At 48.1% G+C, this 12,428-nt stretch carries 18 protein-coding genes; 8 read left to right on the plus strand and 10 right to left on the minus strand.

Features of this window, described 5'->3' with window-relative positions:
• Window positions 1-2: 2 nt before the first annotated feature.
• From ACREYP_RS13985 to ACREYP_RS14000, 4 genes are read right to left on the minus strand one after another with little or no spacing between them, the layout of a single operon-like run.
• On the minus strand, window positions 3-1,037 hold the full coding sequence (locus ACREYP_RS13985; RefSeq protein WP_498880936.1) for a DUF968 domain-containing protein: 1,035 nt from the start codon (window positions 1,035-1,037) through the stop codon (window positions 3-5).
• Entirely contained in the window at window positions 1,022-1,393 is a 372-nt protein-coding gene (locus ACREYP_RS13990; RefSeq protein WP_498880937.1) for a RusA family crossover junction endodeoxyribonuclease, read from the minus strand. The genes ACREYP_RS13985 and ACREYP_RS13990 overlap by 16 nt, the downstream gene beginning before the upstream one ends.
• Window positions 1,393-1,596 (minus strand): hypothetical protein, encoded by a 204-nt coding sequence (locus ACREYP_RS13995; protein ID WP_498880938.1) that lies wholly within the window; start codon window positions 1,594-1,596, stop codon window positions 1,393-1,395. Before ACREYP_RS13995 ends, ACREYP_RS13990 begins: the two co-directional genes overlap by 1 nt.
• Window positions 1,593-2,000, minus strand: coding sequence for a transcriptional repressor LexA (locus ACREYP_RS14000; protein WP_498880939.1), 408 nt, complete (start codon window positions 1,998-2,000; stop codon window positions 1,593-1,595). The genes ACREYP_RS13995 and ACREYP_RS14000 overlap by 4 nt, the downstream gene beginning before the upstream one ends.
• Before the next feature lie 1,142 nt (window positions 2,001-3,142).
• On the opposite strand from ACREYP_RS14000, the gene ACREYP_RS14005 reads away from it, so the two are divergent.
• Window positions 3,143-3,931 carry a hypothetical protein gene (locus tag ACREYP_RS14005; protein WP_498880940.1) on the plus strand — a complete coding sequence of 263 codons (789 nt, stop codon included), beginning with the start codon at window positions 3,143-3,145 and terminating at the stop codon, window positions 3,929-3,931.
• Window positions 3,932-4,326: 395 nt separating this feature from the next.
• On the opposite strand, the gene ACREYP_RS14010 is transcribed toward ACREYP_RS14005, so the two are convergent.
• Genes ACREYP_RS14010 through ACREYP_RS14030 form a run of 5 tightly spaced genes read right to left on the minus strand, consistent with a single transcriptional unit; the run spans window position 4,327 to window position 6,985 of the window.
• The gene (locus ACREYP_RS14010) at window positions 4,327-4,650 is read right to left on the minus strand and encodes a hypothetical protein (protein ID WP_498880941.1); all 324 of its coding nucleotides are present in this window, start codon (window positions 4,648-4,650) and stop codon (window positions 4,327-4,329) included.
• A 37-nt stretch (window positions 4,651-4,687) separates the two neighbouring features.
• Window positions 4,688-5,152, minus strand: coding sequence for a replication protein P (locus ACREYP_RS14015; RefSeq protein WP_172742230.1), 465 nt, complete (start codon window positions 5,150-5,152; stop codon window positions 4,688-4,690).
• Complete coding sequence (locus ACREYP_RS14020; protein WP_498880942.1) at window positions 5,142-6,110, minus strand: YdaU family protein; 969 nt, start codon at window positions 6,108-6,110, stop codon at window positions 5,142-5,144. Before ACREYP_RS14020 ends, ACREYP_RS14015 begins: the two co-directional genes overlap by 11 nt.
• Before the next feature lie 55 nt (window positions 6,111-6,165).
• Window positions 6,166-6,720 (minus strand): toxin YdaT domain-containing protein, encoded by a 555-nt coding sequence (locus ACREYP_RS14025; protein ID WP_498880943.1) that lies wholly within the window; start codon window positions 6,718-6,720, stop codon window positions 6,166-6,168.
• A gap of 1 nt (window position 6,721) precedes the next feature.
• Entirely contained in the window at window positions 6,722-6,985 is a 264-nt protein-coding gene (locus ACREYP_RS14030) for a helix-turn-helix transcriptional regulator (RefSeq protein WP_409450379.1), read from the minus strand.
• Window positions 6,986-7,053: 68 nt separating this feature from the next.
• Here ACREYP_RS14030 and ACREYP_RS14035 point away from each other — a divergent pair, with 68 nt between their 5' ends.
• The 7 genes from ACREYP_RS14035 to ACREYP_RS14065 all read left to right on the plus strand — a co-directional run bounded on the left by ACREYP_RS14035 (window position 7,054) and on the right by ACREYP_RS14065 (window position 11,996).
• Window positions 7,054-7,440 carry a helix-turn-helix domain-containing protein gene (locus tag ACREYP_RS14035; RefSeq protein WP_166993839.1) on the plus strand — a complete coding sequence of 129 codons (387 nt, stop codon included), beginning with the start codon at window positions 7,054-7,056 and terminating at the stop codon, window positions 7,438-7,440.
• A gap of 245 nt (window positions 7,441-7,685) precedes the next feature.
• A complete protein-coding gene (locus tag ACREYP_RS14040; RefSeq protein WP_498880944.1) occupies window positions 7,686-7,874 on the plus strand; it encodes a hypothetical protein in 189 nt (62 codons plus the stop codon).
• Between the two features lie 10 nt (window positions 7,875-7,884).
• A complete protein-coding gene (locus ACREYP_RS14045; RefSeq protein WP_164716872.1) occupies window positions 7,885-8,022 on the plus strand; it encodes a hypothetical protein in 138 nt (45 codons plus the stop codon).
• A 46-nt stretch (window positions 8,023-8,068) separates the two neighbouring features.
• A complete protein-coding gene (locus ACREYP_RS14050) occupies window positions 8,069-8,413 on the plus strand; it encodes an RrF2 family transcriptional regulator (RefSeq protein ID WP_498880945.1) in 345 nt (114 codons plus the stop codon).
• Window positions 8,414-8,554: 141 nt separating this feature from the next.
• Window positions 8,555-10,585: a 3'-5' exonuclease gene (locus ACREYP_RS14055; RefSeq protein WP_498880946.1), complete on the plus strand. Its 2,031-nt coding sequence runs from the start codon at window positions 8,555-8,557 to the stop codon at window positions 10,583-10,585.
• Window positions 10,586-10,639: 54 nt separating this feature from the next.
• Window positions 10,640-10,885, plus strand: coding sequence for an excisionase (locus ACREYP_RS14060; protein WP_166993833.1), 246 nt, complete (start codon window positions 10,640-10,642; stop codon window positions 10,883-10,885).
• The gene (locus ACREYP_RS14065; protein WP_498880947.1) at window positions 10,866-11,996 is read left to right on the plus strand and encodes a site-specific integrase; all 1,131 of its coding nucleotides are present in this window, start codon (window positions 10,866-10,868) and stop codon (window positions 11,994-11,996) included. Before ACREYP_RS14060 ends, ACREYP_RS14065 begins: the two co-directional genes overlap by 20 nt.
• Window positions 11,997-11,998: 2 nt before the next feature.
• Here ACREYP_RS14065 and ACREYP_RS14070 read toward each other — a convergent pair whose 3' ends face one another.
• Entirely contained in the window at window positions 11,999-12,427 is a 429-nt protein-coding gene (locus tag ACREYP_RS14070; RefSeq protein ID WP_498880948.1) for a hypothetical protein, read from the minus strand.
• Window position 12,428 lies beyond the last annotated feature (1 nt).

Below are 12,428 nucleotides of genomic sequence, written 5' to 3' on the forward strand. Positions count from 1 at the left end.
AATTAAGCCAGCACACCAAGCGCAAAGGCTCGGTCCAAAGTGTTTTTGAGCATGACCAACTGAGAACCGTTCTTACGCTCGAATTCCCTTTGGTCTCGGTGAAGTTCGTCATGGCATTTCCGACACAGGGGAATAGCAAAGCTGTCATGCGATTTTGTGCCCATCCCTCCCTGTCCATACCCGATCAGGTGGTGGGGATCATCCGCTGAAGAACCACAGCCCTCGCACGGTTGTGATTTAACCCATTTCAGATAGTCAGGTTTTTCCCAACGAATTCGTTTTGGTCGCGAAAAAAACGTTTGAGGTGATTCGGGATCTGCCACCAGCGCAACAACGGGCTTTTCTCTGACTTGTTCCTGCTGTTGTTGACTCCGGAAATATGCAGCTCTTTTCACCAGTTCGCTGGTGGCCGGAACAGATGGCTCGATTTCACTTTCACGATAAACCGAGAGAATGGGTTCTGGTTTGAAGTTGAGTGCGCGCCGGGCCATTGCCTCTCCTATCGCTTCGGAAACACCCATATAAACGGCCCACCAGCAGAGCTCTGCCAGTGAAAGCTCTCTATCGCTATTGAATCCGAGTTTTGAAAGGACTGTTTCGATTACCCAGGCTTTTACATTCTGCAGCGCGATGGCTTCCAGCTGCTCTGTGCTCTGTTCCCGTAATTTGTTATCGCATGACCAGCAAAGGTGCATAGCGCCAGGGCTATGCCGCATCATTACCTTTTCTTTATGGTGATAATCCGTGTGTGGCCACTGACAATGAGGGATGCGGCGAAATAGCCAGGACTCGAGCGACGTGATACCGCCGGCAGCCTGAATGACTCGCTCATCTGCGAAAAACGTATCAAGAGATTTATCTTCGCCTAAGGGCTGCCGCGCATCCGGTATCTTTCCAGAGGGAAGATTTGCCATTGCTTTTGACGGTATTTCTACAAGGACCCTGCCATACCCAAAAAGCTGCATCAGGTCCCGGCCCGGCTTGAGCAAGACCACACCCAGATTATGTGCAATCTCTACGGTCAGAATAGCGCGCATGGTTCAGCCTCCCGGATAATGATTTTGCCGGTTGTTCCCCATATTTTTGACACGCGCCCATCCCAGATATGGCTATCCTCGCCAAATAAGGCATCAAGTAACGCTTTCTCAAGGTTGTCTTTATCGGGCCGTGACTGGTGAGGCTTGCCGTCATACTCCGCCTGTTTTTTTTTGCTCCAGCTCGGCGGCATTGGAAGAACAAAAATTACGTGATAACCGCACTCAGGCAGCTCAATTCGATTCAGGCGCACCGCATCACAGAACGCCCGATACCGTAAGACCTCGGGGCGCTTCTTCCACTTATCAGCGCGTGTCATTCGCGGTTTGCCCATAGGGGTTATGCTGTAGGCTTTCATCACTGCCTCCAGCACGGCTGTTGGTAGGTGCGGTCGATTCGCGGCGGCGTTTTACCTTCAGGAAGTAGCGCGCTGACAATCCAGTTGGTGTAATCCGGAGCAAGGCTCTTTTCCGTAACGACGCCATTGGCCTTATATCGTGTCACCAACTCTTCAGCTTGTTCTGCTGTTAGGTTGTCATGTTGGAACCAGCCCTTTTTCATAGCTGCGCTCCGTGAAGTTCCAGGAACGCGATAGCCCTCTCCCTTGCGCCGGGATAGCCATCAACCATTTCCTGCAGCAACTGCACCGCCAGGATCGGCTCCTTGGAACCGACAATCGATATGCCGCGGGAAACGCCTCGGGTGATAGCTATAACGCCTTTGCGCTCGAGGGCTTTGAGATGCTCTGCCGCAGCATTTGGTGAATTTACGCCGAGTAACTCAGCAAGCTCCGTTGTTGAAGGCGGATAGCCTTTTTGCTGCAAGAATGAAACCAGAAGGTCGAATACTTCTTGCTGGCGAGGCGTCAGAGAATGGTTTTTTACCGGACGTGTCAAAGTCCCGGCTGAGCCACTGCGGCTATCGGGTTTGTGTGTTTCAGATTTTTTTGAGGTGTTTTGCGCCATGGTAGTCTCCGTGGCGCAGCAGATGTAGGGTGTTCAGGCCTACGAGTGAAGTGTATCAAAGCAACTGGTAATCCGGTAGCCCGCTTTCTCAAGCATCTCTGTAAACAGTGTCGGTGTGCCAATTATCTCTTCTGGTCGCAGGGGAACGAATGACACCTCATCACCACGCCTGTATAAAAGCGCCCTTCCACCATCAGGGAATGAGCCGAATCTTGCAACCACTGCAAAATCCTCGCAACGAATAAGCGCGTAGCCTGTGTCCGGCAACTCTTCATTAATTTTTATCACTTCGTTCCCCTCTGGCTGCCCCGAACGACCTGACCATGGCTTCATCCCCCGCCATGCGAGTGGCTATGAAGCACGTCTTTCAGGGTATAACGGAGGATGATTTCTTTGCTCAAAATACCTCCCCACCTTAAAACACTGTATGAATGTACAGTTATTATTAACCTGTTTATTTTGGATTGCAATGAAAAAGGCTCAACAGTACGTTTATGTGGTATTTATCGTTTTTTCAGTAGGTTAAGTTTTGTTCATGCTATTCAGGCGGTCTGCTGCCCATCAGTATAAAGCTCTGGTAAACTAGCTCTAACCAAAGCTTCGACGAACGGTGGCGGTGTCGAATTCCAACAGCGCTCATTGGCATACTCAAATCGATGATGAACGGTTACGGGAGCTATATCCAATGCTCACCGCAATACACAATGATGTTGTTCTTGCTCTTACTATTCGTATCTAGCCCTATCGAGTCAAACACAGATAGATATCGGCCTGCCTTACATAATGCCCACAAGGTTTGCTTTGAGCGAGAACCGGGCATCGACTTAGCGTGATTGAAGGGAATCTCAAAAGTTTCTGGCATTGTTTACTGGAATACTTACACAGAGTTGCAACTGCCTACATAAAGTGGAAATCTCCGACTGTATTCGATTCGCCCTGCCAGGGGCATACGCACAAGACGAGATTGTACCGAATTTACAGCTCGGTGATTCAATAAGAAGGTTGAAAGAGACCATAGATAAAACATAGAATCAAACTTTAGAGTAGAACTATCCTCATACTTGTTATAGACGACATTAATTACCTGAAGATATAATTAGCATTGAGAATCTAAAAAAATCATTTCACTTGAGAGAAATACAATGGACGAAAAAATACAGCTCCCCACAGCAGAAGTTTTTTATATGAACCATCCATTATACGAAGAAATATCGTACTCAGAAGAAAACGTCGCTGAGCTAGAAAAAATGCTTTTAATTATCCAAATGAACGACGTGCATTGCCCTGATTGTCAAGCCTCCAGCCTTTTCAAAATTAATAATAGTTTGTCCAAATCCTTTTACCAAGGATGGCATAAAGAAAACAATAGCTATTGCAAAATGGTTTATAATTGCCTAAGAAATTATGAACACTCACTAACTTTCTTTTTCCGAATTGACAACTTTAAAGTCCAAAAAGTTGGTCAATATCCTTCAATGGCTGACCTAAATACATATGATGTAAAAAAATACGCTACAGTCTTAGATAAACAACAATATAGTGATTTACGTAAAGCCATAGGATTAGCATCACATGGTATAGGAATTGGCTCATTTGTATATATAAGAAGAATTTTTGAGGATCTTGTAGAAAGAGCAAGGGTGCATGCTGAAAAGCAAGGAGTAATGAATAATGAAGAATATAAATCTTGTCGGATGGCTGATAAAATAAAAATGTTAGAGAAATTCCTTCCCCCATTTCTTGTTGAACATCGAAAAATTTACGGAATCCTTAGTAAAGGAGTGCATGAATTGACTGAGGAAGAATGTCTAAAATCATTTGATATAGTTAAGGTAGGGATTGAAATAATTCTTGATGAACATCTTGAGGAAAAAGCAAGGAAAGCGAAGATAGATGCTGCATCTAAAGCCATAAATAACCTTCAGCATTAGTTAAAAGGGCTGTGTAATTACGCAGCCCTTTTATTTAAGGAAAAATGTAAAACAGTGGCCCTGGAGCAATAGTAAACATTAATGATTGTGACTTGGGAACATATTCTCAGGATTTCGGCTATCTATAGCATAGATATCCGGAACATTAACAATATAATAAAGATAATGATATACTCACTTGCTCTCCATAGATTAGCATATATCAAGATCTGATCCTAGCACAGAGCAGACTGTTAGATTAGATTCCGCTCTGAGCCATAACGGCGTCAGTTCAAACCTGAACATCAGCCCCGGTTACACTATTCAACAGGAGCTACTGAGTAGTGTTGTTTGTAATGAATGGCAGCAGCTAGGGTGTATTTTGACTGCTGCTCTCAGAGCTTCGGTGTTATTGCTCATTTGCCTGAACTCCCGAAAATCTTGTGAATTCCATAGCCCTGCCAGTTTTTCCGGCACACATCAGCCATAGCCTGTCTGGCCCGCTGGTGGCGACATGGCGCTTTCCGGCGGCATACTTTGCTTTCCCAGCCCTGGGCAAGTCTCATTTCGGGAAATGCGGCCGTGCCGCAGCGCTTGATGATTCCCTTTCGCAAAAGGTGCATCAGGATGTTCCATCCCCCGGTGCTGTCGCGCTCCAGAACCTTAGCCAGCTGTCGTGCAGTGGCCCTTTTGTTCTCCTTGAGAAAGTTGATCACTTTCTGATGGTTTTCGCTGTTCATGTTTAATCCTTTGGTCATTGGTCAAAACTCGATTTATTCAAAGCATTCCGGCTGCTTTACGCCGTAAAAATTCAGCATGCATTTCCTGAGCAGGTGTTGGTCCGGCTGGTGCGCGCGGCGCTGCAAGCTGTCGACGAACCGGCGGTACCGAATAACCTGCTGCGACTTTCTTCTCCCACTTTTGCAGCAAACTACCTGCCAGCTTTTCTTGTTCCGGCCCCGTTAAACGCCGCTCAACACCAGCCCGGCGGATATCGATGCAGATGTGATACATAACCGGGTGTCGCCACGGAAACTGTTCTGAACTCGGGTACTTGTATGACTCGTTGCGCCAGCGAGTAAGCTCTGCAAGTACATCAGCGGTCGTGAATCCGATCGCCCCGCCGCCGCCAGCTTCGGCGACCAGCGCCACGAACTCGCCAAAATCAGGTGGCCATGTACTGCCCGCGGCGCAACGCTCAACACAGGCATTGCAAACCCTGGTCAGCTGCTCACTGCTCATTGCGCCAATCTGCTGCTCCCAGAGATCCGAGGGACGATTGCCATTCTTCGCAATCCAGCGGTTGCTGTAGATTTTTGTCATGAGGTCCCACAACCGCCATGCCGGTGTGTCCACCGTGGTGCTGTCGTTCCCGAATGTACTGCTCGCGTCCCTCACGTAACTGCCGTTCTGCGATGGACTCTGTGTTTCCAGCTGGGCTCTGCCCATGGGTCACCTGCCTGGTTTTGGGGTTGTCCTGACAACGCTGCAGCCAGGTCGTGATGAATTTCTTGATGCCGTTCGGCGTCTTGCGTTTCTTCGGGTTGCTTTCGAGCCAGCCGCACATGTTCCGCAGCTCCTGAGGGACATCCACCGCCGGGTAAAGCTCCCTTCGGCTTTCGAGGTAATCCAGCGTTACGTCATGCGACAGACCACCGATTAACGGCAGCGATATAAAAATTTCTTCAGGGGAAATTTCCAGGGGAGCACGGCGCTGATCACTTTCAGCGTCGGGCATATTGTTTTTAGGTTTTATATCTTTATCTGTATATGGATCTTTATTAGTTGGATTTCCGTTGCCATCCTGTTCCAACGGAGAATTAACACCCGTTGAACGGTCGTTACTTTGCCGTTCTGATTCCGTTCCTTTTTTGGCTTTTCTCGCCCTAGCAGAGGCACGACCTGCAGCCGACTTCTGCTCGAGCGAATTACGGACGCCCTCGAGATCGCGCTCAATACGATCATGTTTCCATTCGCTACCGTTATCGCTGAAAAACTCCTTCAACGAGCTTTCAACGGAAATCCAACGGTCGTTGCTCAGCCGTGCAATTTTGGGCAGACGGCTCTTCGGTATCGCTCTCCCTGTTTGCCAGTAATTGAACATGAGCAGCAGGTATGCACCGTGCTCTTCTGTTGACAGATGCATGGTGTCCGCCAGGTAATCAGCAATGTAGAGTTGCATGTAAGGCAGCGCGGCCATGGTTACTCCTGATGCCCGAAAGAACTGGGCTTAATGGTCATTGGTCAAAACTCGATTAGAAAAACTGCGGCGTCACTGCGCCTATGCTGGCAAGCAGCGGTCCTGCTACGTCCGATGGCAACATGTTGAAAAGCGCAATAGCTGCCTCTCTGATCTCTTTCTCAAGCTTCTGCAGCGGCGCGCCTAACAATTTGGCCTGGTGCGCCTCACCGCACTCTTTAATCGCTCTGGCCACCAGCTCAGCCTCAGTCATTCCAGAACGCAGCCCGTGCTTTCTGGCAATTTCCAGGGGCATGGATTCACTGATCGCCGTGGCAAGCTGCATTACGTAAGCGGTGTATTTGTCGGAGTTAGCTTCATTTTTCAGATAACGAAAAAGATTCTGTTTGTTGATCGTTATCCCCCTGCCCCCCAGCTTTTCCCACTGTTCCGCCACCAGCCGAGCAATCTTTTCCTGAGCCTGGCCGGGCAAACTCAGTTCCCACTCATGCACGGCATCACGGATAGCCCGATGTTTAATGCCGTCACGACGATGGCCAACATTCTGATTTTGAGTTTTCAACGAAAACCGGGGTTGTTGGTTAGGATGTTTGTAGGTTGTGAATTGCATGTCACTCCTCGCTTTGAGTTGATGCTTCAAGAGGGAAAACCGTATCAAGTGTGCAACTTGCTCCAAGGAAGTTGAGCGTATCGACAATTGCTCTACATTCGGAGAGACCCGGCTCGCGCAGGTTGGCTTCATAATTTGATAGACGGGAGCGCCCCCAGCCGAGAGCCTCCGCAAGCTGTGTTTGCGATATCCCCAACTTTTGGCGTTCCGAAGAAATGTTATTCACAGGTGTTCTCCCTAGTAATTGATAGACCAATTTAGACACGAAACGTGTCCATAGTCAACCTCAAAACGTGATCAACCATATGCCACAAAGCGTGGTAAAATTTCATTATGAAAACTATGTCCGAAATCATCGGCGAGAGACTCAAGACTCTTCGCGACAGCAAGAACTTAAGCCAAGCGCAACTTTCCAAGCTGTGCGGGTGGGCTACTGCTTCACGTGTCGGTAATTACGAACTGGGTGTGAGAAACATCGGGGTTGATGACGCGGTTATTTTGGCAAGAGTGTTAGATACAACACCAAGCTACATCTTATTTGGCGATGAGGAGAATCGCGGGCAAGAGCTACCTGATAAGCAAAGGAAAATTCTAAAACTTTTCTCGCAACTGCCTGAGTCAGAACAAGATAAGATGATTGACCTCTTCGAGGTTCGTTTGAAAGAGATTGATGAGTACGTTGAAAAGTATCTAAAAGGCCGTTTTAAACCGGCTTCCTAACCCCTCTCCTAGCAAACCAGCTTCCTGCTGGTTTTCTTTTACCACAAACAAACACACTTCGTGTATTGACTACAAGACACAAGATGTGTCTATAATTATCCCATCAAATACACAGTCATCCAGGCAGGAAGCCCACGAAGTAGCTGCCGGCGGCATACGAAACACCGGATGAGATGACACATTGAAATGCGCAGCAGGTAGTACCGTTCCGCCAGCCTGGCGATAAAGGCAAAGAGAGAATATTTATGGCTAAGAAACAATTCACCGTCGTCATTAGCGGGGATAGCGGTTATCGCACTTACCGCGTTATGGCGGAGGACTGGAAGGACGCAGACAGGATCGCTGATGGGCAACATCGCAGATTAAATCCTGACGATAAATCATCGGAGATTGGCGTGGCCGCCGTCATAAGAGGCTGGCCAGAGGTTTGGTAAGGGGAAAAGCATGATTGATTTCGCACGTAAACCAGCAGCACACCAGGCTACTCGCCTGAATGTTTTTGAAGTGATGCTTCGTAAACTCTGTTACATCCTGGCCCAAAAGGGCAACCCGGCTGCCGACCAACAGCCTGCAGTTCGTTAAACATCGAGTTTTGACCAATGGCCTGCACTGGCCGAGGAATGTGATTATGGAATTTGGCATGAAGCGCGTGATGGCATCCGTTCACGCAATGGCGGCACTACAGCGCATTTCAAACGGCTCGTTCGTAGCCCTGACCACGCTTAGCAAAGAGGCGAATCTTTCCACTTCTTACCTCGAGCAGATTTTCAATAAGCTGCGCGTCGGAAAGCTCGTTGTTTCTCAACGAGGCCCAGGCGGCGGTTATGCGCCCCGCGCTGGTGATATTTCAGTTTCAGAAGTCATCCGGGCAGTCAGCAAGATCCCCAATAACGATACCTTTAAACCCGTTCTGACCGCTCTGGATGGTGTGTTGCTGTCTGAGCTGGCAAAGAGTCAATCAGCAGCCCCATAAAGCACAAAACCCGCGCAAGGCGGGTTAAGTACCCGGTCAGCCGACCAAAGCTTTCCGGAATCGAGTTTTGACCAATGACCACTACCCAAAAGCGGCAATCACTGGCTGCGGGTATCTTACATCCAAAAAAGAGGCCCCGATATGGAATTCTTTAATTTAATCAAAGCAACTCAAAAATCAGGCAAGCCTGATGCCATCCACTGGCAGACAGCAAAAACCGAAGCCCGCGCAAATCTGATGCTTGATGTAGCCCTGGAAGATGCCGGTATAGAAACCGGCCGCGGCCACGATTACAACAAGCCAGTAAGGACTGATTTCCCTGTTTTCGATGATCTTCCGGAGGAAGGCACTGTCGATTTTGAATGGTGTAAACGTTACGAGCTGGCGGAAGACGGCAGAACCTGGCAGTTGATTCAAACGGCTGCAGTTGACGACGAAGAACCAGAGGAGCTAGGTGACGCCATTGAAAGTTACAAAATGGGTCTCAGCGTCGAACTCGCTCATTTCTGGATCGGAGGCATGTTTACAGCAACGCCAGAAGAGCGAGCGGCCGCAATCAAGGCCCAAATGGATATGGACAATAACTATCTCCAGAATGTCATTCTGGCGATTAACTCCGTTGAGCCTCTAAAGCAGTGCCACAACCATATACGCCATAGCCTCCTTGAGGCTATCAAGATTATCTGGCCACTGGATGGAAAGACTCCTGAGTTGTCTCACGTTCTGGCGTTCTCAAAAGAGTGGATCGACGCTCTGAATGACAATTCAGCCGGCCGCGGTAACCAGAGGGCTGACGTCATTGAAAAATGGAAGGCAAAGTCTGCGCCACAGCCTGCTGCCGTCCATTCCGTTAAAAGCGAACCGGAGAACATGATCAGGACTGATGCCGGAACCAATGCAGGTGGACAGATAAAAACTGACCGCAACCCGGATCTGGCTCCTTCCCTGGATGTTCTTGATATTGAAGTCGCAGCGGCCACCCTCCCCATGGATTTTAATATCTACGAATTTCCGGCTGGCGTTGTTCGCCGGGCGAAGGAAATTATCACCAACAAAGAAGAACCATGGAAAACATGGAGTGCCGTTCTTCGCAAATCGCCAGGCATTCTGGATTTTTCCCGCGGAGCAATTTTTGTACTTGTCCGTAACGCTCCAACTGAAGTGCTTCATTCCATCCCGGCGCTTACAAGTTATGTGGTCAAAAATCTGCTTGAGATTAAATTCATGCCGGATGACGGGAACCCAAATAGCGAAGAGCGCTGGAACGCTATTCAGCACTATTTTAAGGCCCCCGCAGCCGTTGAAGAAAGCGGCGAGAATGTTGATCAGCAGTATGCAGAAAGCAACCAGCCACCAGCCCAACTGGTAAAAGTCGGAGCCGGTGTTTTCGATGCTACAGCTCTGTTTAATGCCCCTTCTAAGGATACTGCTGCGGAGAATACAAACAATGTGCCGGTGGAAGAAGCTAACAACCATGAAACCAAAGCTGGCACTGAAGTGCTACCAGGCGAAGCAGCAATTAACTCAACTGAAAGCCATGCTGTTGTTAATCAGGAGGCAGATACCCTGAATAACGATGCCGGCCACCATAAAGATGAAACTGAAGAGCAGCTGTTTACTCATCTCATGGTTGACCTGGAGGCATTCGGTTCAACCCCGGACGCTCCAATCGTGTCCATTGGCGCCGTGTTTTTCAATCCTAAAACCAGCGAGATGGGAAGTGAGTTTTACAAGGTCATCAGCCTGACCTCTTCCATGGGTTCTGGTGGCCTGCCAGACGCAGACACCATTCTATGGTGGATGAAACAATCCGCTGAGGCCCGCTCTGCAATTCTGGTTGATGCCATTCCTCTTGATGATGCCCTACTCCAGTTGAACGAGTTTATCTGCGAAAACGCCGCAAATGGACCTGCCAGCGTTCAGGTATGGGGGAATGGCGCTACATACGACAATGTTTTGCTGCGCAGCTCTTACAAGCGTACCGGCATTCCTGTGCTCTGGGAGTTTTGGAACGATCGAGACGTGAGAACCATCGTCGAACTGGGCAAAGCCATTGGCATCAATCCTCGCTATGAAATCCCATTCGAAGGGGATCAACATAATTCCCTGGCCGATGCGCGCCACCAGGCTAAATACGTTTCAGCCATCTGGCAGAAGCTGGTTAAAGACTGATTCTGCGTTTTCACAAAATGGCCCAAAGATGGGCCATGATTCAGAGGTAAACATATGCTTCAAATGCTAACTCTCGAAGAATGGGCCGCAGAAAAATATCGGAGCAACCCTCCCGCGATGAATACACTGCGCCGCTACGCTAAACAAAATATGTTCTCTCCACCAGCGACAAAACAAGGGCGCCTGTGGCGCGTCAGGGAAGATGCAGAGATTGTTGGAGAATTGGCAAAACCCGTAATTAGAAAGACGGACTCGCCCTTACTACAAAGGATTTTATCGGATGGCTGCCAGACCGCGTAAAAATCAGGTAAAAGTGCCGAATCTTTATCCTCTCTACAGCCGTAAAGTGAATAAAGTCTACTGGCGGTATAAGCACCCTGTAACGGGTAAATTCCATGCGCTGGGCGATAACGAACAAGAGGCAATCGCAATTGCCACCGAGGCAAACGCAAGAATTGCAGAACAAAGAACGCGGCAAATACTGGCGGTGAGTGACAGAATCGCCACCAGCAAAGGTAAAGCAATCACCGCCAATACCTGGCTCGATCGTTACTGTAGCATTCAGGATGAAAGGCTTAAGAGTGGAGATATAAGGCCGAATACCCATAAGCAAAAAGCCAAACCTATCGCGTTGCTTAGGGCACGTGTGGGTATGAAAACTATCTCAATGGTAGACGTAAGAGACATAGCTCAAATACTCGACGAGTATATTGCTGATGGCCAGGCACGTATGGCTCAGGTCATACGCTCTGTTCTAATCGATGTATTCAAAGAAGCTCAGCACGCTGGGGAGGTTCCGCCAGGCTACAACCCCGCTCTCGCCACAAAGCAGCCGCGCCGGAGAATTACTCGTCAGCGATTAAACCTTGAAGAGTGGAAGAATATATTTGCAATCGCAGATGCAAATCACCGTTATTTGGGTAATGCAATGTTATTGGCCATCGTCACTGGCCAGCGCCTTGGCGATATTTCCAAAATGAAATTTAGCGATATCTGGGATGATCACCTTCATGTGATCCAGGAAAAAACAGGCAGCAAGATTGCTATTCCTTTGTCTCTTCGATGTAACGCCATTGATTGGTGTCTGCGCGATGTGGTGGCCCGCTGCCGCGATTATGCGGTGAGCCCGTACATGGTTCATTTTTTCCGGGCAACGTCCCAAGCTGAACGAGGTGCCCAGGTGAAATCCAATACGATCACAATGAACTTCAGCAAGGCTCGTGATAAAGCAGGAATAAATTGGGGAGATGGGACGCCAGCAACTTTTCATGAACAACGTTCTTTAGCAGAGCGTCTGTATGTAGCACAAGGGATCGACACTCAGAAACTACTGGGACATAAGTCACCTAATCAGACAGCCCGATATCATGATGACCGTGGTAAGGAATGGAGTGTGATAAATAACGTATAAAACTATCTTTTCAGTGATAATAATATCACCTGAAGTACAACTGTCATGACCTGGAGAAACGTTGCTACACTGAAAGTCAATGCTAGTGAAGCTATGAAATAGGTTTTAATGTTGGAGAGGCATAGGATAGCAAGAAACAACGTTATGCCTAATTCTATAAAGCAGCAGAAATAAAAGAAATATGTTGACTTAAGATACCCAAACGCCTTGAATCTTCTGATGTTTTCATTATCAAGTGATGTGAGTATCACGATTAGAGCAAATACTAAAGCCATCATAGCTGTTGCATATGATGCCAATGCAGAACCCAGACCATCTAAGTGGTCTACAAAATTCACTTGCGGAAATATTTTATACCGGAAAATGTACAAAGCAATCCCTATCCCGTTAGTGATAGATAGTAAAACAAGCACTGGGATTGCTTTTTTCATA

The sequence above is a fragment of the Enterobacter sp. TMH.L2 genome (assembly GCF_050847315.1).
GTDB lineage: Bacteria > Pseudomonadota > Gammaproteobacteria > Enterobacterales > Enterobacteriaceae > Cedecea.